This is a genomic window from Glycomyces sp. NPDC050141 (assembly GCF_055586545.1).
In genome coordinates, this window is record NZ_JBVJHZ010000049.1 from 12,514 (window position 1) to 36,517 (window position 24,004).

The following is a 24,004-nucleotide window of genomic DNA, read 5'->3' on the forward strand; positions in this document are numbered from 1 at the left end:
TCAGCCTTTCTCCGCTCCCGATGTGAGTCCCGTGACGAGCAGCCGCTGCGCCAGGAAGAACCCGGCGACCACCGGCGCGGTGATCGCGATCGACCCGGCCATGAGCACCGTGGTGGGCACCGAGAACTCGGTGAGCTGCGCGATGCCGAGCGACACGGTCCACCGGTCGCGGTCGGCGACGAGGAAGAGCAGCGCGAACAGGTACTCGTTCCAGGCGATCATGAACACGTAGAGGGCGGTCGCGGCGACGCCGGGGAGGGCGAGGGGGAGGACGACGCGGCGGATGAGCGCGAGGCGACCGCACCCGTCGATCATCGCCGCTTCCTCCACTGAGGACGGTACGGCGACGAGGTACGTGCGGAGCATGTACAGGGCCACCGGGACGGTCTGCGCGACGTACACGAACACGAGGCCGACGAGCGAACCGGTGAGCCCGACCCGGCTGAGCAGCACGAACAGCGGCACGGCGAGCACGATCCCGGGGAGGAGGTAGACGCCGAGGAAGACGACGTTGACCGCGTCGCGGCCGAAGAACCGCAGGCGGACGGCCGCGTACGCGCCGAGGACGCTGAACAGGATCGCGAGCGCGGCGGTGGCGAGCGCGACCTGCAGGGAGTTCCACATGTTGCCGCCGAGGCCGTACTCGGCCATCGCGGTCGGGTAGGCGTCGAAGGTGACCTCGTCGAGGGAGGGGATCAGGTCGAGCGGTTCGGAGACCACGGACTGGAAGGGCCGCAAGGAGAGCAGGATGCCGTAGAGCAGCGGCCCGGCGGTGACGAGGACGGCCGCGGCGATGACCGCGAAGCGGAGGACGCCGAGAACACGGTCCTCAGTGGTCGGTCTCCTCATGCCTTCTCCCGCTTGATCATCCACGCGTAGACGGCGACCACGACCAGGAGCATCCCCGTCATGAGCAGGCCCGTCGCGCTCGCCGTGCCGATGTTGGCGCGTACCACCAGCTCCGAGTAGACGCGTACGGCGAGTACCTCGGTGCCGCCCGCGCCGCCGGTGAGGAGGTAGATGTCGTTGAAGTTCTGGAACGACCACAGGAACCGCAGCACCGCGAGCAGCGCCATCACCCCCGCGAGCTCGGGCAGCAGCAGGTGCCGGAAGACCCGCGTCTTCCCCGCGCCGTCGATCTGCGCGGCCTCCTCGATGTCCTCGGGCACCACCTGCAGCCGCGCCGTGATGAACAGGAACGCGAGCGGGAAGGTCTTCCACACCTCGAACGCGATGACGCACAGCAGCGCCACCGGCACCGCGAACGGCCCGAGGTCGCGGCTGGTCGTGGTGAGGAACGCGACCGGCTCGGCCCAGCCGAGCCACTCGACGCCGACCGCGTTGACCAGGCCGTACCCGGGGTTGAGCAGGGTCTTCCAGATCGTGGCGGCGGCGACCACCGGCAGGACGTACGGCACGAGCACGAGCGCCCGGATCAGCCCGCGCCCCCGGAACGGCCGCCGCAGCGCGAGCGCGACGGCGAGGCCGACGAGCACGGCCCCGGAAGAGGAGGCCGCCGCGTACACGACGGTGGTGGTCGCGGCCGACCAGAAGCGCGGCGAGTTCCAGACCGTCGCGATGTTCTCGCCGGTGAAGACCAGGTTGTCGATGTACAGGCGCGGGATGTCGACGAGCCGCACGTCGAGGAACGCGAACAGCGCGACCGCCAGGAACGGCAGCACCGCGAACAGCAGGACGACGATCACGGTGGGCCCCACGAGGAGCCGCCCGTGCAGGTCCTCGCGCCGCGCCATCGTCATCGGACGGCGGGTGCCGCCGGGCAGCGGCCTGCGCGGCGGCTGGTGGCGAGACGGGCGGCGGCGGGTTCCGGCGGGCACGCCGACGGTCCTTCGGCGCCCCGGGGAAGGGCCCCCGGTTTCAACGGTCTCACGGGGGTCCGACATCGGTTCGCGGCCGGTGTTCGAAACCGGGGCGCGGGCGGCGCTGTGCGCTTCGGCGCGATGAGACTCGCGGGAGGCGCTGAGCGGTTCGGCGCGATGAGACTCGCGGGCGGCGCTGTGCGGCTCGGCGCGGCGAGGCTCGTGGGCGGCGCGGTGGTGCGGCTCGTCGTGCCAGGGCGCCTGGCCCGCGCGGCGCGGCCCGTCCGGGCGCGGCCGGTCGTCGCTGTGCGGCTCGTCGCGGCGGGGCGCCCGGCCCGCGCGGCGCGGCCCGTCCAGGTTCGGCTCGCCGTCGCCGCTCATCCGCCCAGGTCCTGTTGCGCCGCTTCGACACTCGCGGCCATCGCCGCCGCGACCTCGGCGGGCGGGGCGCCGTCGAACAGCGCCTCGGCCTCGGTCGCCAGCAGCGTCTGCGAGAACACGATCCCTGCGAGCTCCGCGTCCGGCGTCCCCCAGCCCCAGCGCGTGAACTCCTCAGCACCGGCCGCGAGCCGCTCGACCAGCGCCGGGCCGTAGACCTGCTCGATCGAGACCTCCTGCGTCCGGTCGTTCCCGAACGGCAGCTTCGACCACGCGTCCAGGTACTCAGTGGACCCGGCCTCGGGCCCGGGCCGCACCGGAATCCGGCCCTCGGTCGCCGAAGCGAGGTTCTCCACGTACCCATCGGTGAGCATGAACTCCACGAACGCCTTCGCGTCGGCCGTGTTCGCGCCCGCCGGGATGCCGTAGTTCGTCGTCTGCCCGTACTCCACGGGCGCCTCGGTCCCGGTCCCGGTGAACGTCGTCAGGTACGCCGTGTTCTCGGCGAGGAACATAGGGTTCTCCGCGCACTCGGCACAGGTCACGGGGTTGTCCACGTCGAGCCCGGCGACCTCGTCGACGATGTGGGACGAGAACAGCACCATCGCGGCCGACCCCGACAGGTACGCCGCCCGCGCCGCCTCGACGTCCACTTGCGCCGGTCCGGCCGCCGCGGCGAGCCGCTGGTAGTGGGCCAGGCCTTCGACGCACTCGGGCGAGTCGATGCTCACCGCGCCGTCGGTCGCGAGCTGGCACCCGAACGGCAGCAGCATCGACTCGATGCCCTCCTGCGTGTACACGTCCCCCGGGGTGGTCCCGATCGCGATGCCCGCCAACCCGTCCGCGTCCAGCGCCTCGGCGGCCGCCGTGATATCCGCGACCGACGAGGGCGGCTCCAGCCCGGCCGCCTCGAACAGGTCGGTCCGGTACGCGATCGTGTGCCCCCACCCGTCCGAAGGGACGGCGTGCAGGCGGCCGTCGATGGTGACCATCTCCAGCGCGGCGGCGCTGAACGTGTCCGTACCCAGTGCCTCCACGACCGCTTGCGGCGCTTCGTCATCGAGTAGCCCCTGCGCGGCCCAAGCGGCCGTGCTCGACGGGTTGTGGGCGATCACGTCCGGCACTTTCCCGGAGGCGGCCGCCGTGACGAGCGTCTGCCCGGCCTGGTCGGGCTCCAGCGGCACCATCTCGACCTCGATACCCGTGGCCTCGGTGAACGCGTCGATCACGGGCTGCTGTGCCGCGATCCGCTCGGGCGTCGTGTACGGCGTCCAGAAGACGATCGAGCCGTCGCCCTCCTCGGACTCCTCTGGGCTGCAGGCGGATACGGCGAGCAGCAGCATCGCGGCCGCTACGCAGGTCGTCATTGTCCTCATAGCCGCTCCTAAGGGGCGAATCGGCGCGAACAGCGTCCAATCCGCACTATAGCGGCGATGCGTGGTCGCGCGGTACCCCTGCGTGCCCAAGAAATCGCAGCCCGGGAAACCCTCAGAGGGTGGGGTCGGCATTTGTTGCTCGTTCACGCCAGTCGGTGAGTGTGCTTCGTGATTCGAGGGTGTCGGGGTGGTCGGGGCCGAGCACCCGCAGCCGATCGGTGAAGACGGCTTCGAGCGCGGTAAGGGCTCCGGCCGCATCTCCGGTTTCACTGCGCAAGCAAGCGATGTTGTGGCGGGTGGTGAGGGTGTTGGGGTGGTCGGGGCCGAGCACGCGAAGATGGTCGGATAGGACGGCTTCGAGCGCGGTAAGGGCTCCGGCCGCATCCCCGGCCTCGCCACGCCAGTAGGCGATGTTGTGGCGGGTGGTGAGGGTGTTGGGGTGGTCGGGGCCGAGCACGCGAAGATGGTCGGATAGGACGGACTCCAACGCGACGGACGCTCCGGCCGCATCCCCAACACGGCCGTTCCAAATTGCGAGGTGGGCGCGCGTAGCCAAGGTGCTGCGGTGGCGGGGGCCGAGTACACGAAGAGAGTCGGTGAGGAGTGCTTCGAACTCGGTGACGGCTCCGGCTGGATCTCCGGCTTCACCGCGCCAGCGCGCGAGGTTATTGCGGGTGTTGAGGGTGTGGGGGTGGTCGGAGCCGAGGACGCGGAGTCGGTCGGTGAGGAGTGCTTCGAACTCGGTGACGGCTCCGGCTGGATCTCCGGCTACGCCGCGCCAGAACGCGAGGTGGCTGCGGGAGGTGAGAGTATCGGAGTGATTGGAACCGAGTGCTGACTCGCATAGTGCCCTGAGTGTTTGGAAGTGCTCGATGGCTTCAGCGACGCGACCTGATTCTCCAAGCGAATGGCCTATTTGGAATAGGAGCGCGTGGGCTTTGTTCTTGAACAGCGCTTGATCCGTGTTTTTGAGCAATCGAGAGGCATTGGCTCGCAATCTTGTACTTCGAACGGGGTCGTTCTCTACTCGTGGCCAGATTTCGACTAGCGCCGTAGTGCAGGCGTAGGTGGCGTAGTCCTGTTCGGCCTCCGAGAGTCGATCTCTAATCACGCGTTGTACCAGCGCGTGGATTCGAATCGTGATGGAGTCCGAGTCAATAATGCTCAGATTGTGCAATCGCGCCAACGCGCGTCTGACCGTCGTGGGTGACACCAGTGCGGTCGCCGACTCATTCTCAGACAGGCACATCGTCAGTGCCCCTCGAACCATGTCGGCATCGAATAGATCGGCCGGTATCCCCTCTGGATCGAGCAAACTCATCATGTGAAGCAACGGAGCGGTCAGGCCCGAAGGCCGGATTCGTTCAGTGGCTTCGATCGACAGTTGCAGGGCCGCGGCGACCGACCGGCGGTAGCCGTCCGGGATCACGTCAGGGCGCAGCTCGGCGAGTCCGACAGCGGTGTCGTTCAACATGTCCCGATACCTCACACAAGTCAGGCCCGGTTCGTCTCTGATGTACGCAGCCGCCTGCGCCATCGCGAGCGGCAGGAACCCGAGCTCTTCCGCGAGTTCGGCCGCACCCGCCATCCGGGTTGAGTGCGCTCCGAGTCGCTGACCGAAGTAAGTATGCGCCTCATCGGGAGTGAAGGTGTCGACGCCGACCAGCGTCCGATGCGCGGTTTCCCAGGCGGCGTAGCGAAGACGGGTGGTTACGACTGTCCGCCCGCGAGCAGTCTCGGGCGGCGAGAATTCGTCGAGGTGCCGCAGGTCGGTCACGTCGTCGAGGACGACGAGCCAGCGCGGTCCTCCCGGGCGGTCGAGCCAGTTCAGGAACGTCCTGGCGGCTCGGTCAACGTCGTCGCGGTCGGCCCCGCACACCTCCGCACCCGCGTCGGCGAAGGTCGAGGTGATCGAGTCCTCGTCGGACGCGTTCACCCAGACAAGGAGGTCGAGTTCACCAGCATCCCAGCGCCTCCGGGCATACGCGGCGGCGATCTGGGTCTTGCCGACACCGCCCATGCCTGCGATGACCTGGCACAGCACAGCCGAGTTGTGGTCGGCGAGCGCGTTGTCGAGCAGCCGGTCGGCGTCGCGTTCCTGCCGGGCGGCGGTCAGGGTCGGGATGCGGCCGATGCGGAGCGGGCCGTCCTCGGGGAACGAGTGCGCGCGGACCGGGTTGCGCTGGTGCACATGGAGTTCGCCGATCCGGCCGGACTGCACCAGCGTGTGCGCCTTCAGATTCGCGTTGGAGAAGCCGGATTCGTTTGCGGCGCTGGCTCGAAGCTCGGCGGGGTCGTCCTCGGGCAAAGGTGCCTCCACTGCGCGTGTAGATCTCTGCAGGATACCGAAAACCGGCACGTCGAGCGGCACGCCCGCATGCTCTGAGGCTGTCGGCGGCGGGCCGTACGCTGGCGCGGTGATCGTCTGGCTCGCCTCGTTCCCCCGCTCCGGCAACACCTTCTTCCGCATCGCGCTCAACCGCCTCTACGATGTCCCGACCTATGTGGTCTACGACGTCGACGGCGTGGCTGAGCAGATCGGCAGCGGCCTCATGGACGCCCGGGAGCGTCCCGGGTCGTTCGAGGAGATGCGGGCCTCCGACGAGGTCCATTTCGTCAAGACCCATCGGCGGCGGGACGACCCGGTGATCGCCGATGATGACAAGGCCATCTGCCTCGTGCGGGACGGCCGTGACTGCGTCGTCTCCTGGGCCCGCCTTTGGACCGCGCAGCACGCGGGCGAACCCGGCTACGAGGACCGGTTCCTGGAAGAGGCCCGCGCGATCATCACCCGCCGCACCGGCGGCACGGGCGGCTGGGGGCAGAACGTTCTCTCCTGGCACGCTTCGACCAGACCGGACCCGGTCTGGGTCCGCTTCGAAGACCTCATCGCCGACCCCGAGGCGACCGTCAAGGACGCCGTCGGAAGGGTCGCCCCCGGCATGCGGCCCGCAGCGGACGCCGCCATCCCCGCCTTCGACGCGCTCCACGCCCGTGAACCCGGCTTCTTCCGCTCCGGCACCACCGGCACCCACAAGGCCGACCTACCGGCGGACCTCCATGACCTGTTCTGGGCCCAACCCGACAATGCCGCCGCCATGCGCCTCACCGGATACGGCGAATGCGACGCCCCGCGATGAATCCGGCCGCCGCGCCTCGTCTGCACTGACAACAAGCGAACGGCCGCACACTCGGAGGGCACCATGACCGCTGTCTACACCTGGGACGTCTTCACCACCCTTGACGGCTTTGGCTCCTTCGGCCCCGACGGCGACTGGGGCGGCTACTGGGGCAAGCAGGGGCCCGAATTTCTCGCCAACCGCCGCGACGTACTGCGCGATGACCAGCGGATGGTGCTGGGCGCCAACACCTTCCGCATGTTCACCAAGTTCCTCGGCCCGATCCCCGAAGCCGAGCTCGACCCGGTCAACGCCCGCATGCGCAGCCTCCCGACGACCGTGGTCTCCTCGACCCTCACCGATCCCCTCGACTGGCCGGACGCCGCGGTCGCGGCGGGCGACGCCGTCGAGGTCGTCACCCGCCTCAAAGCGGAGTCCGACCTGCCGATTCGCTCCCACGGCAGCCTGTCGCTCAACCGCGCGCTCATGGCCGCAGGCCTCGTCGACCGCGTCCAGGTCACGGTCTTCCCCGTGATCAGCGGTCGAACCGGCGCCTTCCCGGTATTCGCGGGCGCGGACGACTTCGACCTCGACCTGCTCGAAACCCGCACCTTCGACGGCCGCACCCAGGAACTCACCTACCGCCCCACCCTCCACCGCTGAGCACCCGGCAGACTGCGGGTGTGATCGGACTGCGCGCACTCACCCCCGACGACTGGCGACTGTGGAGGGACCTGCGGCTCGCCGCGCTCGCGGACACTCCTGCCGCGTTCGGATCGCGGCTGGCGGACTGGCAGGACGCGGGCGAGGAGCGCTGGCGCTCTCGCCTTGCAATGCCGGGTTCGCATAACCTCGTCGCCGACGTCGACGGCCGCCCGGCCGGGATGGCCAGCGGCATCCCTACCGGAGATCCGGCCGTGCGCGAGCTGATCGCGATGTGGGTGAGCCCCAACGCGAGAGGCCTCGGTGTCGGCGACTCCCTGATCGAGGGCGTGGCGGACCGGGCCCGCGCGTCTGGTGCCGCGCAGCTCCGTCTCGCCGTCTACGGGCACAACACGACCGCCGTGAACCTCTACCAGCGCAACGGGTTCACCGACATCACCCTGCAGGACGACCTTGACCCGAGCGCCGAACGGTTCATGGCCAAGCCGCTCGGCGACCGGGCCTGACCGGGGGCCTATTCGGTCGTGGCGGCCCGCTTGATCTCGCTGACGTGCAGCACGACCTCGATGGGTTCCCGGTCCGGATGATCGGCGAATTCGACAAGGAGGGTTCCCGGCTCAGAGGGAAGGCCGAGGACCGAACCGACAGTGCCGGCCCGAACCCCGACCTCCTCGAGGTCGTTGAGCAGTTCGACTCGGTCCCGGTAGGCGAACGGCTCGGGGGCGACCGGCCCGAAGCGGGCCGATTCGCCGTCGCCGCACCAAGCACGGGTGTTCTTGTGCGAGAGCAGGAAGAACAGTGCGATCGAAATACCGATCGCCCCGGGATTGCCGATCGGCGCGCCCTCGGCCGCCGCGATGAGCAAGCCGAGGACGGAAGCGCCGATCGCTATGCCGGACAAGACCATCCCGGTTACGCGCGCCCAGTTCTTGCGCATCGCAACGCCGATCGCGAGCGCCGCGTTGAGGATGCCGCCCAAGAACAGCAGCACGGCCAGCTCCTGCGGGATGTACGACCCGAGCGCGACACCGGCGCCCAGTCCGACAAGTGATTGCAGCCCAAGGAGAATGACCGCCATGATGGCCGAGCCGGGCATGCGGGGAAGTGCGGGTAGGGAGGAACGGTTCACGGGTTGCTCCTTATTGGACTAGGGGCGATTGCTCGGGGCAAGCACTTCGTGAACCCGGTTGTACCAAGGGAAGTCCGGGAGGGGTCCCGGAAAGTGACCGTTAACTAGACGCTTTTGCAACGAAACGGATTTCGCGGCGTGTCGGGGATGCCGTTCGCATGAGTCTCATGTAACGCTTGTTGCACGCGCAGTGCGCGAAACCCGAACTCACAGACGAAGAACGTTAGCGCGGGCCACCGTATATCCGGCAAAGATCGTCGGCGGCCCGCTGAAGGAAAACCAAGAAGGGAAACCCTCCTATGGTCAGCTTGAGCGTACCCCAAAACCGCCCCTGGGCCCTGGACGGCGAGCGCGGCGAATTGAATCGTCACCGCAAAGGTGACACGTACCTGATCGGCGGCAAGCCCTACGACCCGGTCGACCCCGGGCCGTGGCTGTGGCGGGCCGACCCCGAGTTCCAGCCCGACCGCCGCACCGGCCGCCACCGCCGAGGCGAACTCCCCGACCCGCTCCCCGAGTCCCGACGCCCCCGGTCCTACCCCGAACCGGCCGTTACCTTCGGCAAGCTCCGCGAAGACGCCTGGACCCGCTTCCTCGACGGCTCGGCAGAACTCGCCGGGGCCCATACCGCGCCACGCCGCCAAGGTCGCTTCAAAGCCGCCCTGCTGCGCGTTCTCCGCCGGATCACCGGCATCCCGTGCGCCTTCGCAACCGCTCGCTTACCCCACCGCACCGAAGCTGCGGCCGCGACTACGCGGCCGTGAAGAGGAATGGAGTGCCCATGCCCCCAGGCAATCGGCATGAACTCGTCATCGAGCTGACCGCGCAGGTGCCCGGTCTGCTCGCCAAACTCATCGAGGAGGAGACCGGGCACCAAGTGCCTGACCACGACACCATCACCGACAGCGCCGAATCGGCGAACCTCCGTGTACCTGTCGAACTCCGCGCCGACGCGGTACGGGTCTTCCGCCAGAACGGGGAGCCCCAACTCGCGGCGGTCATCGAGATGCAGCACCGGGAGGTCGACAAGAAGCGGTTCGACTGGCCGCATTTCCTGTTCGCGACTCGGGTTGAACACCAGTGCCCGACGGTGCTTGTCGTGCTCACCGCCTCGTCGAAGACCGCCGAATGGGCCAGGAGACCGATCGACGGCGGATGCGGCAAATCGGTGGTCCGGCCGATCGTCATCTGCCTCGAAGATCTTGGGCCCGGTGCCGACCTCGGCACCAGTCTCCTGTCCGCCTTCGCCGATTCGGTGACGGAGGACGACCTGAAACTGCTCGCGGACGAACTCGCAGAAATTCCCGACGACCAGGCCAGGCGGTATTCTGAGATCCTGCTGACCGGGTTGCAGGGTGCCGCCTACGAAATATGGAGGGCCATCATGCTCGACGACGACCGCTTCTACAAGCACTCGTACGCCCAGGAACTTCGTGCAGAAGGTGAGGCGAAGTCGATCCTCGTCGTCCTTGCCGCGCGCGGCATCGAAGTTCCGGAGCGGGTACAGCGCAAGATCCTCGCATGCAAGGACCAGGCTCAGCTGGAGCACTGGCTGCAGCAGGCGGCCGTTTCCGACGACCTTGAGCGGCTGTTCAGCGAGTAACGACCTTCTATGGAGCGGGCCTCAACTGAGGCCCGCTCCTTGCGAACGGCTCATCTGGCGGCTCTCAGCGACGTGAGGCGAGGAAGCCGTCGAAGGCTGAGGCAAGCAGCGCGTACTCGACGCTCGCCTCCTTGAACCCGGCCTCCCAGCTCACCGCCAGTTTCCTGTTGCGCCAGATCGCGACCGTGGCCTTCGGGTCCGGCGCGATCCGGCACAGCCAGTACACGTCGGTTCCGTCCAGCGGTCCCGGCGACCGCTGCACTTCGATGCTCATCCCCTGGAAGGCGAATGTCCCCACGACGCTCATGGGCCGCAAGTCGACTCGTAGAAGCTCCCCGGACCGCTCGAGAACTCCACCGCGATCGCGGCGGCCACCCGGGCCTTCTGGCCCTCGCGCCATGTCTCCGTCCGCTCGGTGGCCTCGCCGTGCCACACCGTGGCGCGCGTGACCCCGCCCGCGTAGTAGAGCGTCGCCAGCCGCTCCCACTCGGGCGCGGACTGGATCAGCAGCCCGTCGCCGATCTGGTTGTCCGTCCACAGCTCGATCTTCTCGCCCTCGCCGGTGACCCAGTCACCGACGAAGTCCATCCGCTCCGGGACGCCTCGTACTCTGGTGGGTGCCATCAGAAGTTCCCATCTTCCGTTGGTACGGGCTCCCTGCGCGGTGCAAGCGGGCAGGGAGCCCTTTCCTGTGCGGGAGGTGCCAAGCCCCCGATTCCAAGGTACGGACGCGAATCCGCAGCGTGAAGCACCCGCGTCGAAGTCATTCCAATTCGCTCAGACTGAGCGACCCTGTTGGACTACCCACCTGTGTGGGGGACATGTCAGGATGAAACGCATGACTCACTCTCCGTATATCTCCCGGGTCATCTTGGGCCGTCGACTCAAGGAGTACCGACTCCGCGCGAACAACATGGGAGTCGCCGAAGCGGCAAGGCGCACAGGCATTTCCGACTCGAAGCTGCGAAAGCTGGAGGCGGGCACGAACGACTCGGTGAAGCTCCCCGACATCTACGCGACCAGCGCGGTCTACGGCCTCACGAGCGACGAGACGAGGCACTTGATCGAGCTGTGCGAGGCGGCGGACAAACACGGCTGGTACCACGACCACGACGTGGCGCAGGACTTCGTTCACTTCGTTGAGATGGAGAGCGTGGCCACCAGGATCCACATTTTCGAGCAGGAGCTGGTGAGCGGCTTGTTCCAAGACGAGGACTATGTGGAACGACTCACGGTTCGGCCTCCTGAGGAGGCGGGCGGGCCGGATCGGGGGCTCCGACTCGAACGCCAGGCATCGGTCCACGACCGCGAAGACCCGGCTGAGATCGTCTACCTCACCACCGAGGCGGCGCTCCGCCGGGAGATCGGCAGCCCGGAGATTATGCAGCGGCAGTTGCGGCGCTTGCTCGCCTACGATGAGCGAGACAACATCACGATCGGTGTCATCCCGAGTAAGGCCGGGTACTACCCGAGCATCACCAACTCGTTCGTGATCATGTACTTCGACCGGCAGGTGTTCCCGACCACGGTCTATCTAGAATCTCTCCACGGGAGCCACTACGAAGACGCTGCGAAGATCGTCTCGCGCTACGAAGGGGCCTTCGCAGAAACCAGGCAACCGCCGATCGCCGTCCCGTACAAGGAGTTCATCGATGGAAGCAACTTCCTGGCGTAAGTCCAGCCGCAGCAGCAACAGCGGCGCGGACCAGAACTGCGTCGAGGCCCGGACCTTCGAAGGCCAGTTCCAGGTCCGCGACTCGAAGCTCGGCCACGACTCCCCGGTCTTCGACCTCGCAGCCCCGGAGTTCGCGAGCCTCCTCCGCGCCACCGCCGCCCGCTTACAGTCCGACAAGGCAAACCGGCCCCCAGCGACATCGCCGGGGGCCGCTGTCGTACCTCATTGGTTCTTCTCGGCCTTCTCCTGGTAGAAGGCGAGCTCTTCCCGAGCTCTGCGGGCAGCGACGTGATCGGTGCCGAGAACGCGCACCAGATCGGGAAGTAGCGAAGTGAAGGCAACGGCCGCGCCGACCGCGTCACCGCTATCGCCTTGGAGCGATGCGAGGATGAGCCGCGTTGTCAGGGTCTCCCGATGGTCCGGGCCGAGAACCCGTGTCATCTCGACAAGGAGCGGTTCCGTGTCGCGGATCCGCATCTCGACGGCGCTGATCTTCGACCGCCGTCGGAGGAGGCGGCGTCGAGTGTGAGTGATCGACTGCCATTTGATGAGGTCGCGCCGGGTGCTAAACAGGTCTGGGTGGTCGGATCCGAGTACTCGTTGCTGATCTGTGAGCAACTGCTCCAACTCGACGGTGGCCCGGTCCGCGTCCCCAGCCCGGCCGTAGCTGTCGGCGAGATCGGCGCGGGTGGCGAGGACTTCAGGGTGATCCGCACCGAGAATCCGCAGTTGGTGTTCCAGCAGTTTCTGTTTCGCGGTCAGGGCCTTGGCTGTTTCACCGTTCTGTTCCAGGAGATGTGCAATGTTTTTGCGCGTGAGGAGCGTCTGCGGGTGCTCGGGGCCGAATGCTCGAATCTTGTCTTCTAGCAGGACCTCGGCCGCCCTTACGGCTTCGCTCACCCTTCCCGCGCCAGCGTGCCAGATCGTAAGGACTTCGCGAGTGGCGAGTGAATGCGGAGAGCCCGGGCCGAATACTCGAATCTGATCGGTCAACAAGGATTCGAACATGGTGATCGTGCCGTTGAGGTCTCCTGTCCTGCGGTGGCAGTGTCCGAGCCCGATTCGAGTGGCGAGCGTTTCGGGATGATCTGGTCCCAGGACTCGAGTCTGGTCGGCGAGGAGTGATTCGTACGCGGCCAACGCTCCCTCGCCGTCTCCTGCTATCTCCCGCCAGTAGGCAAGGCTGCGCCGGGTCCTGAGCGTGTCGGGATGGTCAGGGCTGAGCACTCGCGCCTGGTCGCTGAGGAGCGTCTCCAACGCCGCCATTGCGGCCGCGACATCGCCATGTCCGGCCTGCGCCTCGGCGAGGTCCTTCCGGAGCGTGAATACGATGTCGTCCTCAGGGCCCAGGGCACGAACGAGATGCGGTAGGACTTGTTCCGCATGGGTAATCGCTTTGGTGAACTGCCCGGCTTGGCTGTACGTCCAAGCGAGTCGGCATTGCATCCTGAGTGTGAGCTCGTGGTCGGCGCTGAGGATTCGGGCGAAATCGGTCACCAGCTGTTCGGCAAAGGCAATGGCCGCATCGTCCTGGCCCGTTTCGAAGAGGCTGGTCCCCGCCCGGACGAGCAGATGGTAGGCCTTTTCGCTGTACAGTGCCGAAGCGCCGGTCTCCCGAAGCTGCGCGGTGTTCGCCCGGAACACCGCGCTCCTCTCCAGGTTGTATTCAAGGGGCCAGATCGCCATGAGGGCGCGTGCTGCGGCTTCGGCGGAGGACAGGACGGTCTCCGGGCTCAGCCGCTCGCGGACTGCGAGTTGTACCAGTGCATGGACGCGGACCGTTTCGCCGTCGTAGTCCACGACGCTGAGCTGATGGAGTCGCGCCAGGGCGTCCTGGACCTGCCACTCACCGACCTGCGCTTCCGCGTCCACACCTTTGCGCAGGAGGTCGAGTGCCGGTGCGCTGGTGAACAGCTCGACCGGGATGCCCGACGGGTCCAAGAGACTAGCCAGGTCGAGGATTCCGGCGGCGAGTCCTTTCGGCTCGTTCTGGTCCGCGGCGTCGAGCGACAGGTGCAGGGCCGCGGCCGCCGATCGGGGGTAGTCGTCGGGGAGGGCTCCCGGGGTGAGCCGGGAGAGTCCGATGGTCTTGTCCTGCAGTGCTTGCCGGTATCCGGCGCAGCTGAGGCCAGGCCGGTCGAGGATGAACGCCGCGGCCTGTGCGAGGGCGAGCGGCAGGTGCCCCAGTTCTTGCGACAGTTCTTCGACGCCTTCGAGCAGTCGGGCGTCGTCTCCCAAGCGGCGTTTGAGGAACGCCGCCCCCTCGCCGGGACTGAAGATCCCGATGTCGGTCCGGACCCGCTGTGCGCCTTCCAAAGCCGCGTTTCGGCTGCGGGTGGTCACGATCGTCTGTCCCTGGGCCGCTTCAGGTGGCCAGAGACTCGTGAGGTGGTCGGGGTCGGCCACGTCGTCGAGGATGACGAGCCAGCGCGGCGAGTTCGGGCGGTCGAGCCAGGTGAGGAAGGCCGCGGCGGCCTGGTTGCTGTCGGCGCCACAGACGGCGACACCGGCTTCGGTGAAGGCGGCTGTGATGGCCTCGCGGCTGGCTGCGTTCACCCAGACCAGCAGGTCCAGTTCGCCCGCGTCCCAGAGCTTGCGTGCGTAGGCGGCGGCGATCTGGGTCTTGCCGACGCCGCCCATGCCTGAGAGCACCTGGCATTTGGCGGCATCCTTCGGATCGGCGAGCCGTGCGGCCATGTCCTTGTCGGCGGGCCGTTCCTGGCGTGAGGCCGCGAGTGCGGGGATGCGGCCGAGGAGCAGCGGGCCGTCCGCGAAGGAGTGCGCGCGGGCCGGGCCCGGCTGGTGCATGTGGAGATCGATCTGCTGGCCCTGGATCAGGTTGTGCACCTGGGGGTTGTTGACGGTGAATCCAGCATCTGGGGCAGTGTTCTCGGGCATCGCGCCTCCCGCTCGGCTGCAAGCACTGTATCCCGGTCCGGCCCCCTGGGCGGTGCTCAGCCCGAGCCCGTACCCGGCCTTGGCCGGGTGTCAGCGGGCGTGTCAGGGCGGTGTCAGGGGCGTGTAAGGCGGGGCCGCGATAGTTGCTTCATCAACGAGGAACACCTCACCGAAACGCTTGAAGGAGCACCGAAATGACCGTCACCCTCACCGCCCAGGACGAGACCACCATCCGCACCGCCGCCTACGGCGCCGTCTCCCTGCTCTCGGCCGCCGGACTTGCCGGTTCGGCCCACAAGATCGGCACCGAAGCGGGCCTGGCCCTGGTCGCCGCGACCGGCACTGTCGGCCACGTCGTCGCCGATGCCAAGGGCGTCAAGCTGAAGGGCAAGTCCACGGCCGAGCTCGCCGACCAGGTGTTCCCCGCGATCACCGAAGCGGTGCGGGTCCTCGAAGCCGCCGACGCGGCCGAGGCCGAGAACTTCCGGTCCACGATCCGCATTGTCATCGAGGCCGCGAACCGCGCCCACAAGGGCGAGCCCAGCCCGGTCATGGCCGAGATGGCCCGCAAGATCGAGGAAGCCCTCGCCGCCTGACCGAACCGCCTGCGCCGCCCCGCGAGACACCGTCTCGTGGGGCGGCGGCGTTGCCTGTCCCGGTATCGTGGCCGACGATGATGGACTCCGACACCGTGCTCGCCTTGCTCTCTGCGATCCGCGACGCGGGCGCCGACGTGTGGATCGGCGGCGGCTGGGGCATTGACGCCCTCCTCGGCGAGCAGACCCGGCTGCACCGCGACCTCGACCTGATGCACCGCGCCGAGCAGGAGCCGACGGTGATAGCGGTCCTCGGCGGCCTCGGGTTCGCCGAGACCCTCGACTGGCGGCCCGTCCGGTTCGTCATGACCGGTCCCGAAGGGCGCGACATCGACCTGCACCCGTTGCGGTTCGCGGCGGACGGCTCCGCCGAGCAGTCGTCCCTGGAGGAGGGCAAGCCGTTCCCCTACCCCGCCAGCGCCTTCACGACCGGAACGATCGGGGGCGAGACCGTGCCGTGCCTGTCCGTCGCGAAACAGGTGGACTTCCACCAGGGGTACGAGCCGACCGAACGGGACCGCGACGACATGCGAAGGCTGCGGGAGCGCTTCGGTGTCGCAACGCATTTCTGAGGGCCCGCTCTGCGATCCTGCTCCCAGTTGACACCAACGAGTTTGGAGCAGCCATGACCGACGACATCCTCACCGCGAAGATCGCCCACGGCTTCGACTACCTGGACGCGAACGGCGACGGGAGGCTCGACGAGCACGACCACGTCGTCCTCGGGCAGCGCACCGCCGCGAACCTCGGCTACGCGACCGGCTCCCCCGAGGAGGCCCGCATCATCGACGCGTACATCGCGATCTGGACCGACCTCCACCTCCCGCACCTGCCCGAAGGCCAGGGCTACATCGACAAGGCGGCCTTCGTCGCCTCCACCCGGACCCTCGGCGAGGACCCCGAGGCCGCGGAGGCCACCGTGGGCGCGGTCGCGCGGGCGTTCCTGTCGATCGCCGACACCGACGGCAGCGGCACCGTCAGCCTGACCGAGTTCGCCGCGTTCCAGCGCGGCCACATGCCCGACCTCGACCGCGACCAGACCGAGAAGGCCTTCGCGCACCTCGACCTCGACGGCGACGGGGCGCTCACCGCCGACGAGTTCACCACCGCGGTCGTCGAGTACTGGTCGAGCACCGACCCGGACGCGCCCGGCAACTGGTTCATGGGCCGGCCCGTCTACGAGCCCTAGGCACAGCGAAGGGGCGCCGACCACAGGTCGGCGCCCCTTTTCGCTTGTCGCGCTAGATCATCGGGTGGCGGATGATGTTCTCTTCGCGGCCCGGGCCGACGCCGACGACGCTCACCTGGGCGCCGCACAGCTCTTCGAGCCGCTCGATGTAGGTCTGGGCGTTCTGCGGCAGCTCGTCGAACTTGCGGCAGTGGGAGATGTCCTCGAACCAGCCCTCGTGGTACTCGTAGATCGGCTTCGCGTGGTGCACGTCGGTCTGCGTCATCGGCATCTCCTCGACGCGCTCGCCGTCCACTTCGTAGGCGACGCAGATGGGGACCTGCTTCAGTTCGGAGAGCACGTCGAGCTTGGTCACGAACAGGTCCGTGATGCCGTTGACGCGCACCGCGTACCGGCCGAGGACCGCGTCGAACCAGCCGCAGCGGCGGCGGCGGCCCGTGGTGACGCCGTACTCGCCGCCCTTCTTGAGCAGGAACTCGCCGAACTCGTCGAACAGCTCGGTCGGGAACGGGCCCGAGCCGACGCGGGTGGTGTACGCCTTGATGATGCCGATCGAGGTGGTGATCTTGTTCGGCGCGATACCGGTGCCGACGCACGCGCCGCCGGTGGTCGGGTTCGAGGAGGTCACGAACGGGTAGGTGCCGTGGTCCACGTCGAGCATGGTCGCCTGGGCGCCTTCGAGGAGCACGTTCTTGCCCGCTTCGAGGGCCTGGTTGAGCAGCAGGCGCGTGTCCGCGATGTACGGCTTGAGCCGCTCGGCGTACCCGAGGTACTCCTCGACCACGGCCTGCGGGTCGATCGCCTTGCGGTTGTAGACCTTCACGAGGATCTGGTTCTTCTCGCGGAGGATCTGCTCCAGCTTGATGGAGAGGATCTTCGGGTCGAGGAGGTCCTGCACGCGGATGCCCTGGCGCGCGACCTTGTCGGCGTAGGCCGGGCCGATGCCGCGGCCGGTGGTGCCGATGCGGGCGCCGCCGAGGTACCGCTCGACGACGCGGTCGAGGGCCCGGTGGTGCGGCATGATGAGGTGCGCGTCCGAGGAGAGCTTCAGGTTGGAGACGTCGACGCCGCCGGCCGTGAGCTCGTCCAGCTCGGAGATGAGGAACTTCGGGTCGACGACGACGCCGTTGCCGATGACCGGGACGACGCCCGGCGTCAGGATGCCCACGGGCACCAGGTGGATGGCGTACTTCGTACCGTCAGGGGTCACGACGGTGTGCCCGGCGTTGTTGCCGCCCTGGTAGCGCACGACGTAGTCCATCTCGGCGCCGAGCAGGTCGGTGACCTTGCCCTTGCCTTCGTCGCCCCACTGCGTTCCGACGACCGCGATCGCTGGCATCTGCCCATCCTCCCGGGAAGTTGATCACCCGATTACTTGGTAAGCCTACTGGCATGCGGTGACCTCGTGTCTCACCAGGCCCGAGCGCTATGAGTTGGACCCTCATCACACCGTAGTGTGGGCTGCTGTGAACGTTGTCGTGTTGACACTCGTGGAAGCGAACTGCGCCAACCCCGGGCCGCGCACACAGGCGCTGCACCTGGTGGACGAGCTGAAGGCGCGGGGCGTCGCCGTGCGCACCGCCGAGGCCGACAAACCCGAGGACGTCGACGCCGCCCTGGCCGATCCCGACGAGCGGATCGTGCTCGCCGCGGACACGGACGAGCAGGTCAACGCCGTCGTGGCGCGGCTCGTGCGCCAGGCCGTCCCGGCCCCGAGCAAGCGGCCCGAGGGCCTGCCGGAGGGCCGGACCATTCCCGATCTGCCCGCGATCGCGATCCTGCCTTTGGGGACGGCGCCGGGGATCGTGGCGCGGCTCGGCCTGCCCGAGAAGCCCGCGGAGGTCGCTGCGGCCGTTGCCGAGGGAGTGGTGAAACGCACTGATCTGCTGCGCCACGACGGCGGCGGCGTCGCGGTCGACGGCGTGCGGCTCGGCGGCGGGGACCGGCCGTGGCGCGGGGTCGTGAACCTCGACGACGTGGTGCTGGCCGACGGCTCCGAGCAGATCCTGGCGTGCGTGGTCGCGAACGCCGACGGGTACGCGGCGGCCGACGACATGGTGCTGGCCGAGCCCGACCCGGCCGACGGGAAGGTCGACGTCGCGGTCGCGGTGCCGGTCACCGTGGGGCGCTTGCGGAAGAAGCTGCGTATCGAGGTGCGGCGTGCGCGGGGGCGGGCCGTCGCGGTGCACCCGGAGGACTCGGTGACGTTCATCCAGGACGGGCTCGTCGGCGAGCTCGGCCGCAAGCGCACCTGGTGGGTCGAACCGGGCGCGGCGGGCTGGTACACGGTCTAGCCCCGCACAGCCGAAAGGGCGGTTTCGGCTGCTCAGGCGCTCGCGGTTGAAACGTTTCGAGACGTTCGCCACCCGTCCGCCATACTTTGTAAAACGGGATGAAAAAGCTGGTCAATGGGGTTGAAGCCTGCTCCGGGTTCCCGTAACCTGGAGTGCGCACCCAATACCTCCCCAGCGAAGGAGCACCCCGCATGGCGATCGTCTATGGCGGTGACTACAACCCCGAGCAGTGGCCCCGCGAGACCTGGGCCGAGGACATGCGCCTCATGCGCGAGGCCGGCGTCAACCGCGTCAGCGTCGGCATCTTCTCCTGGGCCCTCTTCGAGCCCGAAGAAGGCCGCTACGAGTTCGCCTGGTTCGACGAGGTGCTCGACCTCCTCGCCGCCAACGGCATCGAAGCCTGCCTGGCCACCCCCACCGCGTCCCCGCCGCCGTGGTTCGCCGCCAACTATCCAGAAGCGGTCATGGTCGACGCCGAGGGCCGCCAGCTCACGCACGGCTCCCGCCAGGGCTTCGACCCGTCCTCGGACGTCTACCTCGCCAAGGCCCTCGCGATCGCCGAGAAGATCGCCGAGCGGTACGCCGACCACCCCGCCGTCGGCCTCTGGCACCTCCACAACGAGTACGGCTGCCACAACGCCCGCTCGTACACCAAGGCCGCGACCGCGAAGTTCCGCACGTGGCTGCGCGAGCGCTACGGCGACCTCGACGGCCTGAACGCCGCCTGGGGCACCGCGTTCTGGTCGCAGGCGTACTCGTCCTGGGACCAGGTGTACGCGCCGCTGCCGACCCCGACGATCCCGAACCCGGGCCAGGTGCTCGACTGGAAGCGGTTCTCGTCCTGGCAGCTCGTGCAGAACTACAAGGCCGAGGCGCAGGTCATCCGCAAGTACTCCGACAAGCCGATGACCACGAACTTCATGACCGGCTCGCACGCCGACATCGACCTGTGGGAGTTCAGCGAGGCCGTCGACATCGTCTCGACCGACCACTACCTGGCCGGTGAGGACGCGGACGCGCACGTCAACCTCGGTTTCGCCGCCGACTACGCGCGCTCGCTGGGTGCGGGCAAGCCGTGGATCCTGATGGAGCACTCGACTTCTGCCGTCAACTGGCAGGGCCGCAACCGGGCGAAGGCCCCGCGAGAGATGCTCCGCAACTCGCTCTCGCACTTCGCGCGCGGCGCGGACGCGATCATGTTCTTCCAGTGGCGCGCTTCGAAGCAGGGCGCCGAGAAGTGGCACTCGGGGATGGTCCCGCACGCGGGCACCGACTCCAAGATCTGGCGCGAGGTCTGCGAACTGGGCGCGCGCCTGGGCGAGCTCGCCGAGGTCGAGGGCTCGACTGTGAGCGCGGAGACGGCGATCCTGTGGGACTTCCCGAACCGGTGGGCGCAGGAACACGAGGCGCGCCCGACCACCGAGCTCGACCCGCAGGCGGTCTTCAACGTCTACTACGCGGCGCTGTGGCGGGCGGGCATCACCGCCGACGTGGCCGAGCCCGAAGGCGACCTGTCGAAGTACAGGTTCGTGGTCGTGCCCGCGGTCTACCTGCTCTCGCGCAAGGGCGCGGAGAACCTGCGGCAGTTCGTGAACGGCGGCGGCACCGTGCTCGTGACCCCGTACTCGGGGATCGCCGACGAGACCGACACGGTCTACCTCGGCGGCTACCCGGGCGCGTTCCGCGACGTGGTGGGCGTGCGCAGCGAGGAGTTCTACCCGCTGATCGGCGGGCGCGTCGAGCTCGCCTCGGGCGGGCACGGCACGATCTGGAGCGAGGACGCCGAGTCGGCTGGCGCTGAAGTTCGCGACACGTACGCGGACGGGACCCCGGCGTGGCTGGTCAACCGCTTCGGCGAGGGCACCGCGCACTACCTGACGACATTCCCCGACGACGCGACGCTCGACCGCATCGTCGCCGCGGCGGCCCAGGACGCGGGCGTCGAGCCGGTGGCCGAGGCCCCTGTCGGTGTCGAGGTCGTGCGGCGCGCGCACGAGGACGGCCGCAGCTGGCTGTTCTGCATCAACCACACCGATGCTGACGCTCAGGTCAAGTCGGCCGGTGCGTTGATCGACGTCCCGGCGGGCGAGGTCGTCGTGCACCGCGAGCACGCGTAACCGACACCGCCCAACGCAAGCCCGCCCTGCTGGCCAGGGCGAACAGCGGCGGCGGGAGGTCATCGGCCAGTCTCGGTGCCGACGGCCTCCCGCCGCTTCGAACGGTTCCGCCCGGCGGGCCGTGTCGGACCCGACCCGTAGTGTGGAATCGGGGGGTCCCAGGGTGTCCGATTTGCCCGGACCCTCCGTTCATGTTTCTCGAGACTCCAAGCGGCCGAACGGCTTTCGCCGTCCGGCCGCCGCCGATCCGCCGTCGCTGTAGACGGCTGTGGCCGTCCTCGCCACCTGATCGCAATCCGATCGTTATCTGGGTGAGGCATGCTGGTCAGCGCCCGCGCCGTCACCGCGGCTGGGCGACGTGCAGCGGAACGGCTCAGACGGAGGTGGGGTGCAATGGCGGCGGAGTACTCGAGTTTCGTAGCCATCGGCGACAGTTTCACCGAAGGGGTCGGCGACCCCGATCCGGGCGGCGACGGCTACCGCGGCTGGGCCGACCTGTTCGCCCTCCGCGCCGCCGAGCAGTGGCCCGCCCTGGCCTACGCCAACCTCGCGATCCGCGGGCGCCTCTTCGACCGCATCGTCGACGAGCAGGTCGTCCCCGCGATCAAGCAGAGCCCCGACCTCGTCTCGTTCGCCGCGGGCGGCAACGACGCGCTCCGCCCCGGCTTCAACCCGGTGCAGCTCTCCACCCGCGCCCACGAGGTCGTCCGCCTCCTCAAGGCCTCCGGCGCCGAGGTCGTGCTCTTCACCTGCGCCGACATCACCCCGCACATCCCCGGCATCGCGGTCCTGCGCAAGCGCTTCGTCGCCACCAACGACGCCTACAAGCGCGTCGCCAAGCGCCACAACGCGATCCTCGTGGACCTCTGGGCCGACAAGGCCTTCGAGGACCCGCGCCTGTGGTCCGAGGACCGGCTCCACCTCAACACGTACGGGCACCAGCGCGTCGCCCAGGACGTGTGCGAGGCCCTCGGCGTCGACCCCGACCCGGCCTGGGCCGAGCCCCTGCCGCACCTGCCCCGGCCGCGCCGCGAGATGAACGGCGTCCAGTGGGCGGGCAAGCACCTCGCCCCCTGGGTCAAGCGCCGCCTCACCGGCAAGTCCAGCGGCGACACGGTCGACCCCAAGCGCCCCGAACTGACCAAGGTGAAATGATGCCCCGCCCGATCCGAACCGAGGAACGCTGATGGCCCTGCTGTTCAAACTCCTGGCCGTCATGGTCATCATCCTGACCTGCGCCTTCTTCTTCGGCATCCTCTTCAAAAAGGGCCGCGGCAAGTAACCTCCGCACCGGGCGCGGGCGCCGGATCAGGCCGCCGCGTGCGGCTGGAAGTCGATGACGAGGTCCACTTCGAGGGCCGCTGCCAGGCGTTCGAGCAGCGGGATCGTCGGAGTGACGCCGCCGCCTTCGAGGCGCGAGAGCTGCGGCTGTGTCATGCCCGCTCTGGCCGCCAGTTCGACCTGGCTCAGGCCGAGTTCGCGCCGCCGGTCGTAGACCATCTTCCCGAGCAGGAATCCGCGCCGCGCGGCCTCGTATTCCTCGGAGTGCGAGCCGCTGCGGCGCCAAACCGTGTGTTCTTCCGATCTGCGCATCACATCTCCTCCTTGTCTCGATCGTAAACGGCGGTCGCGTGCGGATGCCGCGACTCGCACTCGACCTGCGCCCTTCGCCCAGCCAGGTGCGGACCTCCGGTTCGAGCTCGATCGAGAATCCTTCCTCCATGCATTCAACGGTATATACCATTGAAAGCATAACTCGGAAACGAAACGCCGGGGCGGGGTTTCATCTGTCGGCGCGACAGGGCATCATGGAGAACTGTGGGACTCCTCCAGCGTCTGTTGGGGCGCCGGGACACACCTGATTCAGTGCCAGATCCCGCCGCCCAACCTGAACCTGCCTCCGAGCCCGAGGCTGCGCCCGAACCGGTCGCTTCCTCTGGCGCCCTTGACGATGCCGCCCCCGAGAGCAGCCCGGCCCCCTCGCCGGACCCTGCGGAGGAGGACGACAGCATCGCTACCCAGGCGCCAGTCACCGGCCTGCGTCTCGTGCCCGCGCTCGAACCCGAGTACGAGTCGGAGCCCGAGCCCGCGGGCCCGGTCCTCACGGCCGTGCCGGATCTCGACGAGTCGGAGCACGACCCCGAACCGGACTTCGCACTAGACGCGGTGCCCGCGGGCGCTGCGGCACCGGAACCAGAGGCGGCGATCTTCGTGCCCGAGCGGCCCCGCCGCGAACTGCTCACATTGGACAAGCCCGTCCCGCCGCGCCCGCCGACGACCGGCCGCGACGAGATGATGCCGCGCATCGAGGACGACCAGTCCCTCGACATCGCCGGGTCGCCCCGCGCCGAACTGCGCGCCGCCGGGCTCGCCGTGCCGAAGATGCACCAGCTCGTGCGCCGCGGCGACACCGCCATGTGGGCCTTCGCCGTCCGGTCCTCCGAGGCCCTGCGCTGGTGGCTCGACATCCGCCAGGCCGCCGACCAGACCGGCTGGATGCCCGTCCTCCTCGGCTCGGCCGAGGAGTGGCGCGACAACGGCGAGGCGATCATCCACGAGGGCGACGACGAGCTCACCCGCGCCGACGAGATCAATGCGGCGGAGCTGCTGCACGACAAGGCCGCCGAGGCCGGGGAGCCCGCGCGCGGCGTCCCGATCCTGCCGCGCCGCGGCGACTCCGACTTCGCGACCCCGCACGAGCAGCACGGCCTGCTCGGGCTGGTCCGCACCGACGCGGGCTGGAAGATCCCTGCCATGTTCCCGTGGAAGGGCTCCACGAACTGGGAGCTGTACGGTGCCGAGCACGCCGCCGTCCTGCACGGCTGGCACCGCCGCTTCGAGGCCGAGCTGGTCGCCATGACGTATGACGTGATCGAGCTGTACGTGCCGCACCCGCCCAATGCCGAAGAGGCCCTTGCGGTTGCGAACGAGGTCTACGCCTACTGCCCTGATCTGCTCGATTCCGGAGTGCCGACTCTGGAGGACTTGGCGGAGCACATGATCAGGTCGAAGGCCTGGTACTTCCGCTGGACGTAACAGCGGTTGAGCATTGCGGGGGGGGGGGGGGGGGGGGGGGGGGGGGGGGGGGGGGGGAAAAGGAACCAGGCCCTTTTCTCTGCCGGGGGGTCTGCACGATGGAGGGGGAGC

24 protein-coding genes are annotated in these 24,004 nt (G+C 68.5%); 14 read left to right on the plus strand and 10 right to left on the minus strand.

What is annotated here, in order from left to right:
- From ACZ60M_RS22600 to ACZ60M_RS22615, 4 genes are all read right to left on the minus strand, one after another.
- Entirely contained in the window at nt 1–849 is an 849-nt protein-coding gene (locus ACZ60M_RS22600) for a carbohydrate ABC transporter permease (RefSeq protein WP_465421047.1), read from the minus strand.
- On the minus strand, nt 846–2,201 hold the full coding sequence (locus ACZ60M_RS22605) for a carbohydrate ABC transporter permease (RefSeq protein WP_465421048.1): 1,356 nt from the start codon (nt 2,199–2,201) through the stop codon (nt 846–848). Before ACZ60M_RS22605 ends, ACZ60M_RS22600 begins: the two co-directional genes overlap by 4 nt.
- On the minus strand, nt 2,198–3,574 hold the full coding sequence (locus ACZ60M_RS22610) for an ABC transporter substrate-binding protein (protein WP_465421050.1): 1,377 nt from the start codon (nt 3,572–3,574) through the stop codon (nt 2,198–2,200). Before ACZ60M_RS22610 ends, ACZ60M_RS22605 begins: the two co-directional genes overlap by 4 nt.
- Nucleotides 3,575–3,686: 112 nt before the next feature.
- Nucleotides 3,687–5,945 (minus strand): tetratricopeptide repeat protein, encoded by a 2,259-nt coding sequence (locus ACZ60M_RS22615; protein ID WP_465421052.1) that lies wholly within the window; start codon nt 5,943–5,945, stop codon nt 3,687–3,689.
- A gap of 46 nt (nt 5,946–5,991) precedes the next feature.
- Here ACZ60M_RS22615 and ACZ60M_RS22620 point away from each other — a divergent pair, with 46 nt between their 5' ends.
- From ACZ60M_RS22620 to ACZ60M_RS22630, 3 genes are all read left to right on the plus strand, one after another.
- Complete coding sequence (locus ACZ60M_RS22620; RefSeq protein ID WP_465421054.1) at nt 5,992–6,714, plus strand: sulfotransferase domain-containing protein; 723 nt, start codon at nt 5,992–5,994, stop codon at nt 6,712–6,714.
- A gap of 63 nt (nt 6,715–6,777) precedes the next feature.
- Entirely contained in the window at nt 6,778–7,356 is a 579-nt protein-coding gene (locus ACZ60M_RS22625) for a dihydrofolate reductase family protein (RefSeq protein WP_465421056.1), read from the plus strand.
- Between the two features lie 20 nt (nt 7,357–7,376).
- The gene (locus tag ACZ60M_RS22630; RefSeq protein WP_465421058.1) at nt 7,377–7,862 is read left to right on the plus strand and encodes a GNAT family N-acetyltransferase; all 486 of its coding nucleotides are present in this window, start codon (nt 7,377–7,379) and stop codon (nt 7,860–7,862) included.
- A gap of 8 nt (nt 7,863–7,870) precedes the next feature.
- Here the strand turns inward: ACZ60M_RS22630 and ACZ60M_RS22635 are convergent, their stop codons facing one another.
- Entirely contained in the window at nt 7,871–8,485 is a 615-nt protein-coding gene (locus tag ACZ60M_RS22635) for a hypothetical protein (RefSeq protein ID WP_465421060.1), read from the minus strand.
- 308 nt (nt 8,486–8,793) lie between these two features.
- Between ACZ60M_RS22635 and ACZ60M_RS22640 the strand changes: the two genes are divergently transcribed.
- Both ACZ60M_RS22640 and ACZ60M_RS22645 read left to right on the plus strand, forming a co-directional pair.
- The gene (locus ACZ60M_RS22640) at nt 8,794–9,249 is read left to right on the plus strand and encodes a hypothetical protein (RefSeq protein ID WP_465421062.1); all 456 of its coding nucleotides are present in this window, start codon (nt 8,794–8,796) and stop codon (nt 9,247–9,249) included.
- 11 nt (nt 9,250–9,260) lie between these two features.
- A complete protein-coding gene (locus ACZ60M_RS22645) occupies nt 9,261–10,088 on the plus strand; it encodes a hypothetical protein (protein ID WP_465421064.1) in 828 nt (275 codons plus the stop codon).
- Between the two features lie 64 nt (nt 10,089–10,152).
- Here ACZ60M_RS22645 and ACZ60M_RS22650 read toward each other — a convergent pair whose 3' ends face one another.
- Nucleotides 10,153–10,362, minus strand: a complete 210-nt coding sequence (locus tag ACZ60M_RS22650; protein ID WP_465421066.1) for a hypothetical protein — start codon at nt 10,360–10,362, stop codon at nt 10,153–10,155.
- Nucleotides 10,363–10,391: 29 nt separating this feature from the next.
- Nucleotides 10,392–10,712 carry a hypothetical protein gene (locus tag ACZ60M_RS22655; RefSeq protein ID WP_465421068.1) on the minus strand — a complete coding sequence of 107 codons (321 nt, stop codon included), beginning with the start codon at nt 10,710–10,712 and terminating at the stop codon, nt 10,392–10,394.
- Between the two features lie 214 nt (nt 10,713–10,926).
- Between ACZ60M_RS22655 and ACZ60M_RS22660 the strand changes: the two genes are divergently transcribed.
- Both ACZ60M_RS22660 and ACZ60M_RS22665 read left to right on the plus strand, forming a co-directional pair.
- Nucleotides 10,927–11,763, plus strand: a complete 837-nt coding sequence (locus ACZ60M_RS22660) for a helix-turn-helix domain-containing protein (RefSeq protein WP_465421070.1) — start codon at nt 10,927–10,929, stop codon at nt 11,761–11,763.
- On the plus strand, nt 11,741–12,016 hold the full coding sequence (locus ACZ60M_RS22665) for a DUF397 domain-containing protein (protein ID WP_465421072.1): 276 nt from the start codon (nt 11,741–11,743) through the stop codon (nt 12,014–12,016). Before ACZ60M_RS22660 ends, ACZ60M_RS22665 begins: the two co-directional genes overlap by 23 nt.
- On the opposite strand, the gene fxsT is transcribed toward ACZ60M_RS22665, so the two are convergent.
- The gene (gene fxsT / locus ACZ60M_RS22670; RefSeq protein ID WP_465421073.1) at nt 11,986–14,661 is read right to left on the minus strand and encodes an FxSxx-COOH system tetratricopeptide repeat protein; all 2,676 of its coding nucleotides are present in this window, start codon (nt 14,659–14,661) and stop codon (nt 11,986–11,988) included. The two genes, ACZ60M_RS22665 and fxsT, sit on opposite strands and share 31 nt — an antisense overlap.
- A 194-nt stretch (nt 14,662–14,855) precedes the next feature.
- On the opposite strand from fxsT, the gene ACZ60M_RS22675 reads away from it, so the two are divergent.
- The 3 genes from ACZ60M_RS22675 to ACZ60M_RS22685 all read left to right on the plus strand — a co-directional run bounded on the left by ACZ60M_RS22675 (nt 14,856) and on the right by ACZ60M_RS22685 (nt 16,446).
- On the plus strand, nt 14,856–15,257 hold the full coding sequence (locus tag ACZ60M_RS22675; protein ID WP_465421075.1) for a hypothetical protein: 402 nt from the start codon (nt 14,856–14,858) through the stop codon (nt 15,255–15,257).
- Between the two features lie 77 nt (nt 15,258–15,334).
- Nucleotides 15,335–15,829 (plus strand): nucleotidyltransferase domain-containing protein, encoded by a 495-nt coding sequence (locus tag ACZ60M_RS22680; RefSeq protein WP_465421077.1) that lies wholly within the window; start codon nt 15,335–15,337, stop codon nt 15,827–15,829.
- Nucleotides 15,830–15,882: 53 nt separating this feature from the next.
- Nucleotides 15,883–16,446 carry an EF-hand domain-containing protein gene (locus ACZ60M_RS22685; RefSeq protein WP_465421079.1) on the plus strand — a complete coding sequence of 188 codons (564 nt, stop codon included), beginning with the start codon at nt 15,883–15,885 and terminating at the stop codon, nt 16,444–16,446.
- Nucleotides 16,447–16,498: 52 nt separating this feature from the next.
- Here ACZ60M_RS22685 and ACZ60M_RS22690 read toward each other — a convergent pair whose 3' ends face one another.
- A complete protein-coding gene (locus ACZ60M_RS22690; RefSeq protein ID WP_465421081.1) occupies nt 16,499–17,785 on the minus strand; it encodes an adenylosuccinate synthase in 1,287 nt (428 codons plus the stop codon).
- A gap of 127 nt (nt 17,786–17,912) precedes the next feature.
- Here ACZ60M_RS22690 and ACZ60M_RS22695 point away from each other — a divergent pair, with 127 nt between their 5' ends.
- The 3 genes from ACZ60M_RS22695 to ACZ60M_RS22705 all read left to right on the plus strand — a co-directional run bounded on the left by ACZ60M_RS22695 (nt 17,913) and on the right by ACZ60M_RS22705 (nt 22,012).
- Nucleotides 17,913–18,740 carry a diacylglycerol kinase family protein gene (locus ACZ60M_RS22695; protein ID WP_465421082.1) on the plus strand — a complete coding sequence of 276 codons (828 nt, stop codon included), beginning with the start codon at nt 17,913–17,915 and terminating at the stop codon, nt 18,738–18,740.
- Between the two features lie 191 nt (nt 18,741–18,931).
- Entirely contained in the window at nt 18,932–20,857 is a 1,926-nt protein-coding gene (locus ACZ60M_RS22700) for a beta-galactosidase (RefSeq protein ID WP_465421084.1), read from the plus strand.
- 393 nt (nt 20,858–21,250) lie between these two features.
- Nucleotides 21,251–22,012: an SGNH/GDSL hydrolase family protein gene (locus ACZ60M_RS22705; RefSeq protein WP_465421086.1), complete on the plus strand. Its 762-nt coding sequence runs from the start codon at nt 21,251–21,253 to the stop codon at nt 22,010–22,012.
- A gap of 153 nt (nt 22,013–22,165) precedes the next feature.
- Here ACZ60M_RS22705 and ACZ60M_RS22710 read toward each other — a convergent pair whose 3' ends face one another.
- Nucleotides 22,166–22,450 carry a helix-turn-helix domain-containing protein gene (locus ACZ60M_RS22710; protein ID WP_465421088.1) on the minus strand — a complete coding sequence of 95 codons (285 nt, stop codon included), beginning with the start codon at nt 22,448–22,450 and terminating at the stop codon, nt 22,166–22,168.
- A gap of 273 nt (nt 22,451–22,723) precedes the next feature.
- Here ACZ60M_RS22710 and ACZ60M_RS22715 point away from each other — a divergent pair, with 273 nt between their 5' ends.
- Complete coding sequence (locus tag ACZ60M_RS22715; protein ID WP_465421090.1) at nt 22,724–23,893, plus strand: DUF4253 domain-containing protein; 1,170 nt, start codon at nt 22,724–22,726, stop codon at nt 23,891–23,893.
- Nucleotides 23,894–24,004: the final 111 nt, after the last annotated feature.

Coding starts and splice junctions, on each gene's coding strand:
- ACZ60M_RS22600 (WP_465421047.1), bottom strand. CDS start 849: ATGAGGAGACCGACCACTGAGGACCGTGTTCTCGGCGTCCTCCGCTTC.
- ACZ60M_RS22655 (WP_465421068.1), bottom strand. CDS start 10,712: ATGGCACCCACCAGAGTACGAGGCGTCCCGGAGCGGATGGACTTCGTC.
- ACZ60M_RS22685 (WP_465421079.1), top strand. CDS start 15,883: ATGACCGACGACATCCTCACCGCGAAGATCGCCCACGGCTTCGACTAC.
- ACZ60M_RS22710 (WP_465421088.1), bottom strand. CDS start 22,450: ATGCGCAGATCGGAAGAACACACGGTTTGGCGCCGCAGCGGCTCGCAC.
- ACZ60M_RS22660 (WP_465421070.1), top strand. CDS start 10,927: ATGACTCACTCTCCGTATATCTCCCGGGTCATCTTGGGCCGTCGACTC.
- ACZ60M_RS22625 (WP_465421056.1), top strand. CDS start 6,778: ATGACCGCTGTCTACACCTGGGACGTCTTCACCACCCTTGACGGCTTT.
- ACZ60M_RS22705 (WP_465421086.1), top strand. CDS start 21,251: ATGGCGGCGGAGTACTCGAGTTTCGTAGCCATCGGCGACAGTTTCACC.
- fxsT (WP_465421073.1), bottom strand. CDS start 14,661: ATGCCCGAGAACACTGCCCCAGATGCTGGATTCACCGTCAACAACCCC.
- ACZ60M_RS22605 (WP_465421048.1), bottom strand. CDS start 2,201: ATGAGCGGCGACGGCGAGCCGAACCTGGACGGGCCGCGCCGCGCGGGC.
- ACZ60M_RS22650 (WP_465421066.1), bottom strand. CDS start 10,362: ATGAGCATCGAAGTGCAGCGGTCGCCGGGACCGCTGGACGGAACCGAC.
- ACZ60M_RS22665 (WP_465421072.1), top strand. CDS start 11,741: ATGGAAGCAACTTCCTGGCGTAAGTCCAGCCGCAGCAGCAACAGCGGC.
- ACZ60M_RS22610 (WP_465421050.1), bottom strand. CDS start 3,574: ATGAGGACAATGACGACCTGCGTAGCGGCCGCGATGCTGCTGCTCGCC.
- ACZ60M_RS22690 (WP_465421081.1), bottom strand. CDS start 17,785: ATGCCAGCGATCGCGGTCGTCGGAACGCAGTGGGGCGACGAAGGCAAG.
- ACZ60M_RS22700 (WP_465421084.1), top strand. CDS start 18,932: ATGGCGATCGTCTATGGCGGTGACTACAACCCCGAGCAGTGGCCCCGC.
- ACZ60M_RS22680 (WP_465421077.1), top strand. CDS start 15,335: ATGATGGACTCCGACACCGTGCTCGCCTTGCTCTCTGCGATCCGCGAC.
- ACZ60M_RS22675 (WP_465421075.1), top strand. CDS start 14,856: ATGACCGTCACCCTCACCGCCCAGGACGAGACCACCATCCGCACCGCC.